Below are 15961 nucleotides of genomic sequence, written 5' to 3'. Positions count from 1 at the left end.
CGGACTGTGGCGGAGCGGACACAGGCGTACCCGCTCAGTCAAAAGACCTGGTCAGGTACGCTCGGAGCCGCTGAGGGGACTCGAACCCCTGACCATCCGCTTACAAGGCGGGCGCTCTACCAACTGAGCTACAGCGGCGCGCGACAACGAGGTGTGCGCGAACATCGTAAGCGCCGCAGCGCTCGGCCCGGGAGGCGGCCGCGCGTGCGCCCACGACCAGTGATGGAAGCCACAGATGCCGACTGCAACGGTCCGCTCATGACAGGCGATGCCCGAGGGGAAGATCAGCCACGGCGGCGCTCCGCTCGCGGGGCGCGGCAGGAAGGAAAGACCGCGGTGGGAATCACGCAGCGCGCGCGTGGTGTGCTGCGGCGGCGCGACCCCGAGCAGACCATCGTCCCGGGCTCTCGCAACGTCGTCTACGGGCCCTCGCTGCCCGACGAATCAACCGTCCACCTGGTCCTCGACCTCGGCCTGCGCATCGGTGAGGTGCAGATGGCCAGCGGCGCGGGTGCCTCCGACGTCACCGCGACGATCATCGGCGTGGTCAGCGCCTACGGTCTGCCGCACTGCGAGGTCGACGTGATCTACACGTCGATCACCGTCTCCTGCTACAGAGGCACCGAGCAGCCGCCGATCACGTCGCTGCGCGTGGTCCGCAACCGCTCCATCGACTACACCCGCCTCGCCGACGTCGAGAAGCTGCTGCGGCGCATCACCGCGGGCGAGATCAGCGCCAGCGACGCCTACGCCGACCTGGACCGGATCACCACCGCCTCGCACCCGTTCCCGCGCTGGGTCGCCACCCTGGCCTGGGCCGGCATGGCCGCCTCGCTGGCGGTGCTGCTCGGCGGCGGCAACGACCCGTTCCTGCCGATGGTCGCCGCCGGCACCACCGCGCTGGTCGACCGCGTCGGGCGGCTGCTGAACAAGCGCGCCCTGCCGTTCTTCTTCCAGCAAGCCGTCGGCGGCGCCGTGGCGACCACCATCGCGCTCGGCGCCTACGCGCTGGGCCTGCTGAGCAGCGCGCCGCTGGCGATCGCCGCGAGCATCATCGTGCTGCTGTCCGGGATGACCGTCGTCGGTTCCATGCAGGACGCCATCACCGGATACAACGTCACCGCGGCGGGCCGGATGGCGGAACTGGCGATGATGACCGCCGGGCTCATCGCTGGCGTGGTGCTCGCGCTCTACATCGGCCTGCGCATCGGCGGCGACCAGGTCGCCGGGCTCGACGCCCAATCGCTGGGGAGAGCGCAGGTGACCGCGCCCGGCCTGGTGCTGTCGGTGCAGGTGCTCGCCGGTGCCTCCACCTCGGCCTGCTTCGCGCTGGCCAGCTACGCGCCGCCGCGACCGCTGCTCATCGCCGGCATCGGCGGCGGCGTGGCCGCCGGGGTGTACGCGACGCTGACCATGCCCGACGGCGTGGCGCTCAACCCCGTGCTGGCCGGTGCGGTGGCCACCACCGTCGTCGGTTTCGTCGGCGGCATCGTCGCCCGGCGGTTGCAGATCCCGGCGCTGGTCATCGCGGTCTCCGCAGTGTCGCCGCTGCTGCCCGGTCTGGCGACCTACCGGGGTCTGTTCGAGCTGTCGGTGCTGGGCAGCCCGACCGGTGTCGCCACGCTCATGCTGGCGGTGGCCACGGGTCTGGCGCTGGGCGCGGGCGTGGTGCTCGGCGAGTACCTGGCGCAGCCGGTGCGCAGCAGGCTCGGCAACCTGGAGCGGCGGATCTCCGGGCCCAGGCTGTCCGGACCGCTGCGCCCCAGCAGGCGGCGGCTGGACTGAGAAGGACTTGCCGCGCAACGCAACCGCGACGAAGTTAAGGCCCCATCCGGACCGAAACACGCGAGGGTGTTTGGGCCACACGAAGCACGCGATGAAGAGGCCGTTTGAGTAGCCTCACAACTCCAGGTGGACACATGGCGGGAGGGTTTCCGGTGAGCGAGGGCGACGAGCCCAAGAGGAGTTCCGGCCGGGCGGACTTCGTCGTGGTCGCCAACCGGCTACCCGTCGACCTGGAGAAGCTGGAGGACGGCACCGAGCGCTGGAAGCACAGCCCCGGCGGGCTGGTCACCGCGCTCGAACCGTTCCTGCGGGCCCGGCGAGGCGCCTGGGTCGGCTGGCCGGGCGTCGCCGACGTCGAGGTCCAGCCGTTCGACGACGGCGAGATGCAGCTGTACCCGGTGCGGCTGTCGGCGTCGGAGTTCGCCGAGTACTACGAGGGCTTCTCCAACGCCACGCTGTGGCCGCTGTACCACGACGTGGTCGTGCCGCCGGTGTTCGACCGCTCCTGGTGGAACGCCTACCAGCGGGTCAACCGCCGCTTCGCCGAGGCCGCCGCCGAGGTCAGCGCCGAGGGCGCCACCGTGTGGGTGCAGGACTACCAGCTGCAGCTGGTGCCCGCGATGCTCCGCGAACTCCGGCCCGACCTGCGGATCGGCTTCTTCCTGCACATCCCGTTCCCGCCGGTCGAGCTGTTCATGCAGCTGCCGTGGCGGACCGAGATCGTGCGCGGCCTGCTCGGCGCCGACCTCGTCGGCTTCCACCGGCCCGGCGGCGCGCAGAACTTCCTGTGGCTGGCGCGCAGGCTCGCCGGCTTCGAACCCAGCCGCGGTCAGGTCGGCGTGCGCAACCGGCCCGGCGTCGTGCAGGTAGGCGACCGGACCGTGCGGGTCGGCGCGTTCCCGATCTCCATCGCCTCCACCGAGCTCGACCGGCTCGCGCGCAGCAAGGACGTCCAGCAGCGGGTCAAGAAGCTGCGCGCGGACCTGGGCAACCCGCGCAAGATCATGCTCGGGGTGGACCGGCTGGACTACACCAAGGGCATCGACGTGCGCCTGCACGCCATGCACGAGCTGCTCGCCGAGGGCCAGATCAAGGCCGAGGACGTGACGATGATCCAGGTCGCCACGCCCAGCCGGGAACGCGTCGAGCACTACAAGCAGATGCGCGACGGCATCGAGCGCGAGGTCGGCCGGATCAACGGCCTGTTCGGGCGCGTCGGTCACCCGGCCGTGCACTACCTGCACACCTCGGTCGACAAGAAGGACCTGGTCGCGCTGTACGCCGCGGCCGACGTCATGGTCGTGACCCCCGTGCGCGACGGGATGAACCTGGTCTGCAAGGAGTACGTCGCGTGCCGGTACGACCTGGGCGGGGCGCTCGTGCTCAGCGAGTTCGCCGGGGCGGCCGCCGAGCTCACCAGTGCGTTCCTGGTGAATCCCCATAACCTGGACGGGGTGAAGGACGCGTTGCTCGCCGCCCTGGAGATCGACGAGGCGGAGGGCCGCCGTAGGATGCGCGCTCTGCGTAGGCAAGTGCTCACGCACGACGTCGACCGCTGGGCGCGGTCGTTCCTCGAAGCGTTGGGCGCGCCCCTCGTGGAGTAGCTGACGGTAACCGGTCCGCAACAGCGGATCCCACCGCGTCGGCGATACTGAGCAGAACCGGTCGCCAGCAGATGGTTATCGCCTCAGGCGTTCCGGATCGATCCATCCAGACTTGACCTGCCCCAAGGAGTATGGCGTTGACCGCCGAAGCCCTGCCTGCGGAGCTGCGACGCGTGATCGTGCAGCTCGCGCGGACGCCTCGACTTCTGGTCGCCTGCGACTACGACGGCACGCTCGCGCCGATCGTGGCCGACCCGACCCAGGCCAAACCGCTACCCGAATCCGTGCACGCGCTGCGCTCGCTCGCCGCGCTGCCCGCGACCACCACGGCGGTGATCTCCGGTCGTGCGCTGCGCGACCTCGCCACCCTGTCCCGGTTGCCCGCCGAGGTCCACCTCGTCGGCAGCCACGGCTCGGAGTTCGACGTCGGCTTCGTGCACGGACTCGAACCCGAGGCCACCCAGCTCCGGACCGAGTTGCAGGTCGCCGTGCAGGACATCGTGCGCGGCCAGACCGGCGTGACGCTGGAGGCCAAGCCGGCCAGCGTCGCCGTCCACGTCCGCCGCGCCGAGCACGACGTGGCCGAAACCGTCCTCGACGCCGTCCGCACCGGCCCCGCCCAGTGGGACGGCGTGCAGGTCACCGAGGGCAAGGCCGTCATCGAGCTGGCCGTGGTGCAGACCGACAAGGGCAACGCGCTCGACGCGCTGCGCCACCAGGTCGGCGCCACCGCCGCGATCTTCCTCGGCGACGACGTCACCGACGAGAAGGCATTCGCCCGCCTCCAGGGCCCCGACCTGGGCATCAAGGTCGGCGAGGGCGAGTCGCTGGCCGCGCACCGGATCAGCAGCACGACCGACGTGGCCACCGTGCTCGCGTTCCTCATGGAGGAGCGGCGCACCTGGCTCTACGGCGAGCAGGCGCCGCCCATCGAGCGGCTGACCATGCTGTCCAACGAGCGCACGATCGCGCTGCTCACCCCGGACGCCCGGGTGACCTGGATGTGCCACCCCGGGCCGGACTCGGCCGCGGTGTTCGCCGACCTGCTCGGCGGTCCGACCGCCGGGCACTTCAGCATCCGCCCGCACGCCGGGGGCAACGGCGGTCAGCGCAGCCCGCTGCCGCTGGGCCAGCGCTACGTGCCCAACACGATGACCGTGGAGACCCGCTGGTCGCGGCTGCTGGTCACCGACTACCTGGCGCACGGCACCGACAGCCACCGCACCGACCTGGTGCGCGTGATCAACGGCAGCACGACGGTGTCGGTGGAGTTCGCGCCGCGGCCGGAGTTCGGCCAGGTGCCGGTGCGGATCACGCCCGAGGCCGGGGGCCTGCGCGTGCAGGGCACCTCCGAGCCGATGGTGCTGCACTCGCCCGGCGTGCAGTGGGAGATCACCTCCGACGGCATGCACCAGTCCGCCAAGGCCGTCCTCGAACTCACCGAGGGCGAGCCGGTGGTGCTGGAGATGCGCGGCGGCACCGAGGACCTCACGCCCACCGACGAGCCCGCCCGCCGGGCCGAGGCCGAGGCGTACTGGTCGGAGTGGATGAAGACGCTGTCGCTGCCGGAGGTCGAGCGCGACCTGGTGGCCCGCTCGGCGCTGACGCTGCGCGGCCTGGTGCACTCCGACACCGGCGCGATCATGGCCGCCGCCACCACCTCGCTCCCCGAGGAGATCGGCGGCGTCCGCAACTGGGACTACCGCTACTGCTGGCTGCGCGACGGTGCGATGACCGCCCAGGCGCTGGTCACGCTCGGCTCGAACGGCGAGGCGGAGGCGTTCCTGGACTGGCTGCACCGGGTGCTGGAGAGCGTGCCGGGGCCGGAGCGGCTGCACCCGCTGTACTCGCTGCAGGGCACCGGCCTCGGCCCGGAGGCCGTCATCGACAGCCTGCCCGGCTACGCGGGTTCGCGTCCGGTGCGCGTCGGCAACCTCGCCGACCAGCAGGTCCAGCTCGACGTGTTCGGTCCGGTCGTGGAGCTCATCGCGCACCTCGCGCAGGCCACCGGCACGGTCCGGGACAGCGACTGGGAGCTGGTCACGGCGATGGCCGACGCGGTCGGCAAGCGCTGGTTCGAGCCCGACCACGGCATCTGGGAGGAGCGCGACGCGCCGCGTCACCACGTCTACTCCAAGGTGATGTGCTGGGTGACGCTGGACCGCGCGGTCAAGATCGCCGAGACCTACGGCCGCGAGCTCGACGAGGCGTGGGTCCCGCTGCGCGACCAGATCGCCGAGGACGTCGTGAAGAACGGCTGGCACCCGGACGTGCAGGCGTTCACCACCGCCTACGAGGGCTCCGACCTCGACGCGGCCTCGCTCTACGTCGGCCTGTCGGGTCTGATCGACCCGTCCGACGAGCGGTTCCGCGCCACGGTCACCGCCATCGAGGCGGAGCTGCGCAGCGGCTCCACCGTCTACCGCTACCGGCGGGACGACGGCCTGCCCGGTGACGAGGGCGGGTTCCACCTGTGCGCGGCGTGGCTGATCGAGGCCTACCTGCTCACCGGTCGCCGCACCGAGGCGGAGGAGCTGTTCCAGCAGATCGTGGACACCGCCGGCCCGACGGGCCTGCTGTCGGAGGAGTACGACCCGATCGCGGAGCGCTCCCTCGGCAACCACCCGCAGGCGTACTCGCACCTGGGCCTGATCCGCTGCGCCCAGCTGCTGTCCGCCTGATCCACCTCCTCGAACGGGCCGCCCACCACTGGTGGGCGGCCCGTTCCGCGTTCCGGTTGGTCACGTTTCGGGTGTTTGGGCCACTCGGGTGATCTCCAGCGGTTAGCCTCAGCGCGACATCGCGTGGAAGGGGGCGTTCCGGAATGACAGCGCTGCTGGTCGTCCTGGTGCTGCTGCTGGTCGTGGTCGCGGTCGTCGCCGTGGTGCTCGGGGTGCGGGCGCGGCGAGGAGAGCGACCGGGGGAGTCGCGGGCGGGAGCGCCGCAGGACCCCTTCGGGACCGGCGACCAGGACTCGTTGCGCGGTGATCCCCGCGCGCTCAAGGCCGGGGACATCGTGGAGATCCGCTCGACCACCTACACCGTGCGCGGGAGCCTGCGCCTCGACGAGGGCGGCTGGAGCTGGTCGGAGCACCTGCTCGACGACTCCCGGGGCACTCAGGTGTGGCTGGCGGTCGAGGAGGACCCGGACCTGGTCCTGACCCTGTGGACGCCGGTGACCGGCGTCGGAGCCCCCGGGGCGCCGACGATCGAGCACGAGGGCCGCACCTACCGCTCGGGCGAGTCGGGTTCGGCGAACTTCCGCAGCGAGGCGACGACGGGCCTGGATGCCCAGGGCACCGTGCGCTACCACGACTACGAGTCCTCCGACGGCGCGCTGCTGGGCTTCGAGTCCTACGGCGGCGCCGCGTGGGAGGCCACCGCGGGCGAGAAGCTCGGCCGCTACGACGTGCTCATCTACCCGACGGCGGGCTGATCGATGAAACCCAGGTACTGGTTCGTCATCGCGGGTGTGACCGTGGTGATCGCGCTCATCGTCGGACTGGTGATGATCTTCGCCGGTGGCGGTGGGGCGCGCGGCTACGTCCAGCAGAACTACACCCGCGCCGCGCACCTCGACATCGCGGGCGACGACGACAACGCGGCCTACACGAGCCCGAAACCGCCGAGGACCGTCGCTGCCGAGATCACCGCCAAGTGGCGTCCGCAGGCGCAGTCCACCGACGCCTCGGGCGTCTACCTGCGCTACTCCGACGACGCGGTGATCATCCAGCCGCACGGGGCAGGGTCGGTCATCCACCTGATGGACGCCGATCGCGCCTACCGGCACTACCACAGCCACGTCGGGCACGTGTGGGGCTGGAGCTCCACGCGCGGCGAGACCTTCCGCGGCGGCGGACCGGGAGTAGGCAAGTGACCAGCGGTCCCGCCACCGCACCTCGACCTCCGCGAGCGGCTCAGGCCGGGCCGCCGCGCTGACGCACCACGACACGGAAGGCACACCACCTTGCTCAACGAACTGCTCGCCGGCCTGTTCGCCGCGGTCGCCTACGGGGTGATCGGCGTGGCGATGATGGCCCTCGGCTACGTGCTCGTCGACCTCGCGACCCCGGGCAAGCTGCGCGACCTGATCTGGGTCAACCGCAACCCGAACGCCGCGCTGCTGCTGGTCTCCGGCCTGCTCGGCGTCGGGATCATCCTCACCACCGCGATCATGGCCAGCGCCAACGACCTGCTGCTCGGCCTGATCGGCACGGTCGCCTACGGCCTGCTCGGGCTGATCCTGATGAGCCTGTCGTTCCTGCTCATCGACGCCATCACGCCCGGCAAGCTCGGCGACGAGCTGGCCTCGCCGGACATGCACCCGGCGACCTGGGTGTCGGCGTCCGCGCACCTGGTGCTCGCGGTGCTGATGGCTGCCGCGATCTACTGATGATCCGGTGACGACGACCGAAGCCGCTCCGGCGCAGGAGGACTCGCCCCCGGCACGGCGGAACCGCGTGGCGCGGTTCGCGGTGCTGGTGGCGGTGTTCGTCTGCGCCGCCTGCGGACTGGTCTACGAGCTCGCGCTGGTCGCGCTCGGCAGCTACCTGATCGGCGACACGATCGGGCAGGCCTCGATCGTGCTGTCGCTGATGGTGTTCGCGATGGGCGTCGGGGCGCTGGCCGCGAAACCGCTCCAGCCGTGGGCGGCGGCGTCCTTCGCCGGGATCGAGCTGCTGCTGGCGCTGCTCGGCGGGCTCAGCGTGCTCGGGCTCTACGCGGCGTTCGCGTGGCTGAGCCTGTACCTGCCCGCGCTGATCGCGACCGCGCTGGTGCTGGGACTGCTCATCGGTGCCGAGATCCCGCTGCTGATGGTGCTGCTGCAGCGCATCCGCAGCCAGGACGCGGGGTCGGCGGTCGCCGACCTGTTCGCCGCGGACTACGTCGGCGGCCTGGTGGGCGGCCTGGCGTTCCCGTTCCTGCTGCTGCCGCTGTTCGGGCAGGTGCAGGGCGCGCTGCTGGTCGGGATGGTCAACGCCGCCGCCGGGCTGGGCCTGGTGCTCACGGTGTTCCGCCGCGAGCTGTCCAAGCGGGCCAGGCTGCTGCTGATCGGCGCGTCGGCCCTGGTGGCGGGCCTGCTGCTGGGCGCCTACGCCTACGCCGACGACTTCGAGGTCACCGCGCGGCAGGCGCTGTACTCCGCCCCCGTGGTGCACGCCGAGCGCACGCCCTACCAGGACGTGGTGCTCACCGAGTCGGTGTCGCTGAGCGGCGTGCGGGACACGCGGCTGTTCCTCAACGGGGACCTGCAGTTCAGCTCGATCGACGAGTACCGGTACCACGAGGCGCTGGTGCACCCGGCGATGAGCGGCCCGCGCGGGCGGGTGCTGGTGCTCGGCGGCGGGGACGGCCTGGCGCTCCGGGAGGTCCTGCGCTACCCGGACGTGCGCGAGGTGACGCTGGTCGACCTCGACCCGGCCGTGCTGGAGCTGGCGCGCAGCGACGAGCGGGTGTCGTCGCTGAACCGCGACGCGTTCCGCGACCCGAGGGTGCGCGCGATCCCGGCGGACGCGTTCAGCTGGCTGCGGGAGAACCGGGACCGCTACGACGTGGTGTTCGTCGACATGCCGGACGCCGACTCCACGGCGACCGCGAAGCTGTACTCCGCCGAGTTCTACGGCCTGGTGGACCACGCCATGACCGACCGGGGGCGGATGGTCGTGCAAGCCGGGTCGCCGTACTTCGCGCCGAAGGCGTACTGGTGCGTCGAGGCGACGCTGCGCTCGCTGGGCCTGGCCACCACGCCCTACGAGGTCTCCGTCCCGGCCTTCGGCGAGTGGGGGTTCCACCTGGTCACCCGGGGTTCCGCGGCTCCGGAACCCCGGCTGCCCGACGACGTCCCGCCGCTGCGCTCCCTCGACGCGGCCACGCTCCGGGCGGCGCAGGCGTTCCCACCGGACCGCGCCCGCCTCCCGGACTTGCAGCCCTCGACGCTGATGCACCCGACGATCCTCGACTACGCCCAGGGCGAGTGGACCAACTACTGACCCGACCCGGTTCCAACGGAACTCGGGTCCCCGACTTCCATTGAAATCGGGTCACCCCGGGTCACGGGCCGAACCAGAACTCCTCGCCGGAGCGGGGCGGTCCCGAGGTGGAGCCGGTGATGAGCTGGGTCTCCAGCTGGATGTGGCGGGGGCGGCTGGGCTCGGCGGTCTCCAGCAGGAGGCGACCGGCGGCGCGGCCCTTCTCCAGCCAGGGCTGGCGGACCGTGGTGAGCCCGGCGCGCTCGGCGTCCGGGATGCCGTCGAAGCCGGTGATGGTGAGGTCTTCCGGCACGCGCAGGCCGCGGTTGCGGGCCTCGCGCAGCGCGCCGAGCGCCAGGATGTCCGAGGTGCACACCAGCGCGGTGATCTCCGGGTCGATCTCCAGCGCCTGAGCGGCGGCGGAGGCGCCCGAGTCCAGCGTGTGGTCGAAGCGCTCCACGACCGGCACCGTCGTCCAGTCCACGCCGGCCTCGCTGAACTCCTCGGCGAGCGCGGTCAGGCGGGCCTTCTGCACGTGGAAGCTGGCGTTGGCCTGCCGCTGCACGGTGGCGGGGCCGTCGTTGCGGCCGCGCGCCAGGCGCATGCACAGCACGCCGATCCGCCGGTGGCCGAGCCCGATCAGGTGGTCGGCGACGGCCTTGATGGCCTTGCGGTCGTCCGGGCCGACCCAGTCGAGGTTGTCGAGGCGCGGCTGGTCGCACACCACGACCGGGACGGGGCGCTCCAGCACGGCGGCCAGGTGCGGGTCGTCCTCGGGAACGGAGTAGACGACGAAGCCGTCGACGCCGGCGCGGTGCACCGAGGCGACGTCCTCGCGCTCGGGGCTGGCCGGGATGAGCGTCAGCCCCTGCCCGGCGTCCTCGCAGGCCAGCGCGAGCCCCTCCAGGAAGCCGACGGCTCCCGGGTCGCGGAACGCGTAGGAGAGGTTCTCGGTGAGCAGCAGGCCGACCGCACCCGCCTTGCGGGTGCGCAGCGAGCGTGCGACCGGGTCCGGTCCCGGGTACCCGAGCCGCCGCGCCGTCTCCAGGACGCGCTTGCGCAGCTCGGGGGACAGCTGATCCGGACGGTTGTAGGCGTTCGACACCGTCGTCCGGGAGACCCCGAGTTCCGCAGCGAGCGACGCGAGGGTCGCAGGCCGCCGGGCATTCGTTGACCGCGCCATGCAGGAACCGTAACGGTTCAGAACCCGAGGGTGAAGCGAGCATGACCTACGTCCCACTGATGTTCGAACGTCGAACACGGAACGATGTAGGCTGATCACTGTCCGAAATGGTTCCCTCGGGGGAGTGACGGAAACACTTTCGACGGATAGCGTCCTCTGGACCATTTGTAGTGAAGGGTGTCACATATGGCTGAGGTCGCGTACGTCAACGCCTCGCGCGTCTACCCCGGCAGCCCGCCGGTCAAGGCGGTCGACCAGCTGGAGCTGGACGTCGCCGACGGTGAGTTCCTCGTTCTGGTGGGGCCCTCCGGGTCCGGGAAGTCCACGGCGTTGCGCATGCTGGCCGGGCTCGAGGACATCGACGAGGGCGGTATTTCCATCGGTGGCAGCGATGTCACCAACACCCCGCCGAAGGCGCGGGACATCGCGATGGTCTTCCAGTCCTACGCGCTCTACCCGCACATGACGGTCGCGGAGAACATGGGCTTCGCGCTCAAGCTGCGCAAGACGCCGAAGGCCGTCATCAACGAGAAGGTGACCGAGGCCGCGCGCATGCTCGACCTCGAGAAGTACCTGGACCGCAAGCCGAAGGCGCTGTCCGGCGGTCAGCGCCAGCGGGTCGCGATGGGTCGTGCGATCGTCCGCGAGCCCAGCGTGTTCCTGATGGACGAGCCGCTGTCCAACTTGGACGCCAAGCTGCGCGTGGAGACCCGCGCCAACATCGCCGCGCTGCAGAAGCGGCTCGGCACCACGACCATCTACGTCACCCACGACCAGGTCGAGGCGATGACGATGGGCCACCGCGTGGCGGTGCTCAAGGACGGCCTGCTGCAGCAGGTGGCCTCGCCGCGCGAGCTCTACGAGAACCCGGCGAACGCGTTCGTCGCCGGTTTCATCGGCTCCCCGGCCATGAATCTCAAGACGGTACCGCTGAGCAGCGAGGGCGCGGTGCTCGACGGCACCACGGTCCCGCTGTCCCGCGAGGCGCTGGCCGCCGCGGGCGACCTCGAGGAGGTCACCTTCGGCGTCCGCCCCGAGGCCCTGGAGCTGACCTCCAGCGACTCCGAGGGCCTGGACATGACCGTCGAGCTGGTCGAGGAGCTGGGTGCCGACGCGCTCATCCACGGCTCGATCACGGTCGGCGGTTCCTCGGAGCGCTTCGTCGTCCGCGCCGACGGACGCACGCCCCCGGCGCTGGGCCAGAACGTCAAGGTCGCCCTCCGCGACGCCGGTGAGGTGCACCTGTTCCACCCCGAAACGGGTGTCCGCCTGGCGGCGTGACCCGGTCTTGATCGCCGCCGTCTCCTGCGGGGTCGGCGATCGCGCCAACGCCCTCGTCCGGTCTTCCGGGCGGGGGCGTTGTTGCTGCTTGTGGGGCATGTCGCGTTCGGAAATACGACGGGCTCTAGTGCGTTTGGTTGAAGGGCGCTTAGACTGCAGTTGACAACGGTTACCGTTACCGTTCGCATCTGGAGTCGCTCGACAGCGTCCTGACCTGATCACCCGGGAGTGCCATCCATGACCGTCCGCAGCCGCACCGCTGTGACCGCTTTAGCCGGATTGACCGTCAGCGCCATCGCGCTGAGCGGCTGCTCGGCGGGGGAGACCGCCGCGCCCGGACCCGATGACAAGATCAAGGTCGTCGCGTCGACCAGCGTCTGGGGCAGCGTCGCGCAGGCCGTCGGCGGCGACGCCGTAGAGGTCGAGTCGATCATCAGCGACGCCGGGGCCGACCCGCACTCGTACGAGAGCAGCCCGCAGGACGCCGCCAAGATCAGCGACGCGAACCTGGTGGTGCTCAACGGCGGTGGCTACGACGAGTTCATGACCCAGGTCCTGGGGCAGAACGCCAAGCCGACCGTGCAGGCCGTCGACTCCGAGCACCCCGAGCCCGCCCCGGCGGAGGGCGAGCACGCGGGCGAGCCGCACGCGGAGGAGCCGCACGCGGGGGAGCCCGCCGGTGGTCACGAGGGTCATGACCACTCGGTCAACGAGCACGTCTGGTACGACCTGCACGCCGTGCACGAGGTCGCGGACCAGATCGCCGCGGAGCTCGGCAAGATCCAGCCGGCCAAGGCCCAGCAGTTCGAGGCCAACGCCGCCGGGTTCGAGCAGCAGGTCGCCGGGCTGGAGAACCGGGTCGGCGAGATCGCCGCAGCGCACCAGGGCAAGCCGGTGATCGTCACCGAGCCGGTGGCGCACTACATGATCGAGTCCGCCAAGCTGAACGACGTGACCCCGCCGTCGTTCGTCAACGCCATCGAGTCCGAGACCGACCCCTCGGCGGCCGCCGTCGCCGACGTGCAGAACGCGATCAACGCGCGTCAGGCCGTCGCCGTCATCTACAACCCGCAGACCGAATCGCCGGTCACCCGCAACGTGCGCACCGCCGCCGACGCGCAGCAGATCCCGGTCGTGGAGATGACCGAGACGCTGCCGGAGGGCGCCGGTTACGTGCAGTGGATGGACGCGCAGATCACCGCATTGCAAGGTGCCCTCAACCGATGACCTCTGAACAGCTCGCGGACACCCCGGAACCGGTGGACGCGGAACCGGTGGACGCAGACCCGGCGGCGGCTCAGGCCGACGCCGGGTCTCCGGCCGTCTCGCTGCGCGGCGCGACGCTGGCCTACGGCGAGCGGACCCTGTGGTCCGGCCTGGACCTCGACGTCGCGCCGGGCGAGTTCGTGGCCGTGCTCGGCCCGAACGGCTCGGGCAAGACCAGCCTGCTCCGGGTGCTGCTCGGGTTGCAGGAGCTCAACTCCGGGACCGTCCACATCGGAGGGGAACCGGCGCGGCGCGGCAGCGACCGGATCGGCTACATCCCGCAGCAGCGGGCGCTGGAGGCCAACGTCACGGTGCGCGGCAGCGACCTCGTCGGTCTCGGCCTCGACGGTCACCACTGGGGCCTGGGCTTCGGCGGGCGCCGCGAGCGCAAGCGCCGGGTCGCCGACGCGCTGCGCGCGGTCGAGGCCACCGAGTACGCGAGGATGCCGGTCGGCCTGCTCTCCGGCGGTGAGCAGCAGCGGCTGCGGGTGGCGCAGGCGCTGGTCAGCGACCCGTCGGTGCTGCTGTGCGACGAACCGCTGCTGTCGCTGGACCTCTCGCACCAGCGCAAGGTCTCCCGGCTGATCGCCGAGCAGGCCCGCCGCACCGACGCGGGCGTGCTGTTCGTGACGCACGAGATCAACCCGGTGCTGCCGCTGGTGGACCGGGTGCTGTACCTGGTCGACGGCCGGTTCCGGATCGGCACGCCGGACGAGGTGATGAACTCCGAAACGCTCTCGGAGCTCTACCGGACCGACGTCGAGGTCGCCCGCGTGGGCGGCCGTCTCGTCGTGGCCGGGGCCGAGAACGACGAGCACCACGTGGTGGGGGCGGACGAAGCGTGAACGACGTCGTTGAGTCGCTGAGCAAGGTGCTCGACTTCGACACCATGATCAACCTGCTCGGCTACCCGTTCGTGCAGCAGGCGCTGCTGGCGGCCGCCGCGCTCGGCCTCGTGTCGGGTTGCCTGGCGCCGCTGGTGGTCGCGCGCAAGATGTCCTTCGCCGTGCACGGCACCGCCGAGCTGGCCTTCACCGGTGCCGCCGCGGCGCTGCTGGTCGGGGTGAGCGTCGGCGTCGGCGCGCTGGCCGGTGCGGTCGTGGCGGCGCTGCTGCTGGGCCTGCTGGGCCAGAAGCAGACCGAACGCGACTCGGTGATCGGCGCGATCCTGTCGTTCGGGCTGGGCGTCGGCGTGTTCCTGCTGTGGCTGAACCCGGAGCGCACCGCCAACAAGTTCAGCCTGCTGGTCGGGCAGATCGTCGGCGTGGACTCCTCCGACGTGCTGCTGCTCAGCGGCTGCGCGGTGGTGGTGCTGCTGGTGCTGGCCTTCGTGTACCGGCCGCTGCTGTTCGCCAGCGTCGACCCCGACGTCGCCACCGCGCGCGGCGTGCCGACCCGCGTGCTGACCCCGCTGTTCGCGGTCCTGGTCGGCGTCGCCACGGCTCTGGGCGTCTACACCGTCGGTGCGCTGCTGGTGCTGGCCCTGATGGTCACGCCGGGCGCCGCCGCGGCGCGGGTGACCGCGAGCCCGGTCCGCGCGACGGTCCTGGCCGTGGTGTTCGCCGAAGTCGCCGTGCTGGGCGGCATCCTGCTGTCGCTGGCGCCGGGCGCGCCGGTGAGCGCCTTCGTCACGATCATCTCGTTCGTGATCTACCTGGTCTGCCGGGCCATCGGCAGCCGCCGCCTCGCTCGCGCCTCCCGGGCCCCGGTTCCGGCCTGAGGTCTCAGGCCAGTCCCAGGTAGCGGCGCTCGTTGAACGGCTCTCCGGAGCAGGAGGCGCCGAGGTCGTGGCCGATGCGCTCGATGACGTCGGCCAGTTCCAGGCGCGCCAGCCAGTTCCGGGGCAGGACGGCGGTGCCGTGGCGGGCGCCGAGGATGCTGCCGGTGACCGCCGCGGTGGAGTCGCTGTGCCCGGAGTGGTTGACCGCCAAGCGGATCGCGTCGGCGAACTGCTCGGGCTTGGGCAGCGCGAGCGCGCAGTAGACGCCGATGGCCAGCGCTTCCGGGCCGATCCAGCCCTGGCCGAGGCGTTCGACGTGACCGACGCTGGCGCCGAGCCGGGCCAGGGTCGCGGCTTCGGCGAGCGCGTTGGCGGTCTCGAAGTCCTCGCGCAGCACGCGTCCCGCGGCCTGGTCGACGGCCGCGGGCAACCGGCGCTGCTGCACGGCGACCAGGTGCACGATCAGCGCCAGCGCACCCGCCGAGGACCAGCCGCCGACTCCGCCGTGCGTGAGAGCCGCGCACTGGCAGGCCAGCTGGTAGGCCATCTCGGAGGTGGGGGAGAAGCCGATGGGGGTGCTGCGGTCCAGGCCGCCGCAGCCCTTGGAGGTGTTGCGCGGCCGGTCCGGCGTGCCGAGCTCGGGTTCCTCCAGCGCGCGCAGGCTGGTCAGGCCGGGCGCGCGGCTCACGTAGAGCTCGGGTTCGGCGAGCAGGCCGGTGGCGCCGGGCGCGGGCTTGTCCTCCTGCTGGGTCAGCAGCCAGCGGCGCAGCGCCGCGGCGGTGGATTCGACGGGCCGCCACTGGCCACCGCTGTTGCCCGTGGTCCACGCGTGCAGGTAGCCCTCGCCGGCGAACAGCGCCATCTGGGTGGCGTCGCCGAGCATCGCCTGCGGAGCGGGTTCGGTGAGTCCGTCCGGTCCGAACTCGGCGCGGATGTCCTCCAGCGGCGAGTACTCCACCAGGGTGCCGAGCGAGTCGCCGAGGGCGCCGCCCAGCAGGCAACCCACCGCCCGATCGACCACTGTGGACGTCGTCGGCACGGGTGGTGCTCCTTCCGCGGCGTCCTGCTGCGCCACTCGTTCGGGTGATCGACGTACTCAGACTTTACTTGCCCGCTCCGGCGGCCGGGAGACGTTCACCTGAGACGAAAGCGG

At 71.5% G+C, this 15961-nt stretch carries 13 protein-coding genes and 1 tRNA gene; 11 read left to right on the top strand and 3 right to left on the bottom strand.

Annotation, left to right across the window (positions count from 1 at the left end; all coding sequences use genetic code 11):
- Window positions 1–65 precede the first annotated feature (65 nt).
- A tRNA-Thr gene (locus QFW96_RS18930) sits at window positions 66–138 on the bottom strand.
- A 198-nt stretch (window positions 139–336) separates the two neighbouring features.
- Here QFW96_RS18930 and QFW96_RS18925 point away from each other — a divergent pair.
- The 7 genes from QFW96_RS18925 (at window position 337) to QFW96_RS18895 (ending at window position 9379) form a co-directional block, all read left to right on the top strand.
- Window positions 337–1785 carry a threonine/serine exporter family protein gene (locus tag QFW96_RS18925; protein ID WP_281457021.1) on the top strand — a complete coding sequence of 483 codons (1449 nt, stop codon included), beginning with the start codon at window positions 337–339 and terminating at the stop codon, window positions 1783–1785.
- Window positions 1786–1919: 134 nt separating this feature from the next.
- Complete coding sequence (locus tag QFW96_RS18920) at window positions 1920–3389, top strand: alpha,alpha-trehalose-phosphate synthase (UDP-forming) (protein WP_425524769.1); 1470 nt, start codon at window positions 1920–1922, stop codon at window positions 3387–3389.
- A gap of 131 nt (window positions 3390–3520) precedes the next feature.
- On the top strand, window positions 3521–6070 hold the full coding sequence (gene otsB, locus QFW96_RS18915) for a trehalose-phosphatase (RefSeq protein ID WP_281457019.1): 2550 nt from the start codon (window positions 3521–3523) through the stop codon (window positions 6068–6070).
- 143 nt (window positions 6071–6213) lie between these two features.
- Window positions 6214–6825 carry a DUF4178 domain-containing protein gene (locus tag QFW96_RS18910; protein ID WP_281457018.1) on the top strand — a complete coding sequence of 204 codons (612 nt, stop codon included), beginning with the start codon at window positions 6214–6216 and terminating at the stop codon, window positions 6823–6825.
- 3 nt (window positions 6826–6828) lie between these two features.
- Complete coding sequence (locus tag QFW96_RS18905; RefSeq protein ID WP_281457017.1) at window positions 6829–7266, top strand: DUF4247 domain-containing protein; 438 nt, start codon at window positions 6829–6831, stop codon at window positions 7264–7266.
- Between the two features lie 90 nt (window positions 7267–7356).
- Complete coding sequence (locus QFW96_RS18900; protein WP_281457016.1) at window positions 7357–7782, top strand: DUF350 domain-containing protein; 426 nt, start codon at window positions 7357–7359, stop codon at window positions 7780–7782.
- Window positions 7783–7789: 7 nt separating this feature from the next.
- On the top strand, window positions 7790–9379 hold the full coding sequence (locus tag QFW96_RS18895) for a polyamine aminopropyltransferase (protein WP_281457015.1): 1590 nt from the start codon (window positions 7790–7792) through the stop codon (window positions 9377–9379).
- Window positions 9380–9440: 61 nt separating this feature from the next.
- Here QFW96_RS18895 and QFW96_RS18890 read toward each other — a convergent pair whose 3' ends face one another.
- Entirely contained in the window at window positions 9441–10541 is a 1101-nt protein-coding gene (locus tag QFW96_RS18890; RefSeq protein ID WP_093415521.1) for a LacI family DNA-binding transcriptional regulator, read from the bottom strand.
- 186 nt (window positions 10542–10727) lie between these two features.
- Between QFW96_RS18890 and QFW96_RS18885 the strand changes: the two genes are divergently transcribed.
- From QFW96_RS18885 to QFW96_RS18870, 4 genes are all read left to right on the top strand, one after another.
- On the top strand, window positions 10728–11822 hold the full coding sequence (locus QFW96_RS18885; protein ID WP_281457014.1) for an ABC transporter ATP-binding protein: 1095 nt from the start codon (window positions 10728–10730) through the stop codon (window positions 11820–11822).
- A 237-nt stretch (window positions 11823–12059) separates the two neighbouring features.
- The gene (locus QFW96_RS18880; RefSeq protein WP_281457013.1) at window positions 12060–13049 is read left to right on the top strand and encodes a metal ABC transporter solute-binding protein, Zn/Mn family; all 990 of its coding nucleotides are present in this window, start codon (window positions 12060–12062) and stop codon (window positions 13047–13049) included.
- A complete protein-coding gene (locus tag QFW96_RS18875; protein ID WP_281457012.1) occupies window positions 13046–13933 on the top strand; it encodes a metal ABC transporter ATP-binding protein in 888 nt (295 codons plus the stop codon). The genes QFW96_RS18880 and QFW96_RS18875 overlap by 4 nt, the downstream gene beginning before the upstream one ends.
- Window positions 13934–13977: 44 nt before the next feature.
- Window positions 13978–14808 carry a metal ABC transporter permease gene (locus QFW96_RS18870; protein ID WP_281457080.1) on the top strand — a complete coding sequence of 277 codons (831 nt, stop codon included), beginning with the start codon at window positions 13978–13980 and terminating at the stop codon, window positions 14806–14808.
- A gap of 4 nt (window positions 14809–14812) precedes the next feature.
- Here QFW96_RS18870 and QFW96_RS18865 read toward each other — a convergent pair whose 3' ends face one another.
- Window positions 14813–15847, bottom strand: a complete 1035-nt coding sequence (locus QFW96_RS18865; protein ID WP_281457011.1) for an ADP-ribosylglycohydrolase family protein — start codon at window positions 15845–15847, stop codon at window positions 14813–14815.
- Window positions 15848–15961: the final 114 nt, after the last annotated feature.

Source organism: Saccharopolyspora ipomoeae, from assembly GCF_029952525.1.
GTDB lineage: Bacteria > Actinomycetota > Actinomycetes > Mycobacteriales > Pseudonocardiaceae > Saccharopolyspora > Saccharopolyspora ipomoeae.
The sequence above is the reverse complement of the archived record's forward strand: the minus strand, read 5'-3'. Positions and strand labels throughout refer to the sequence as shown.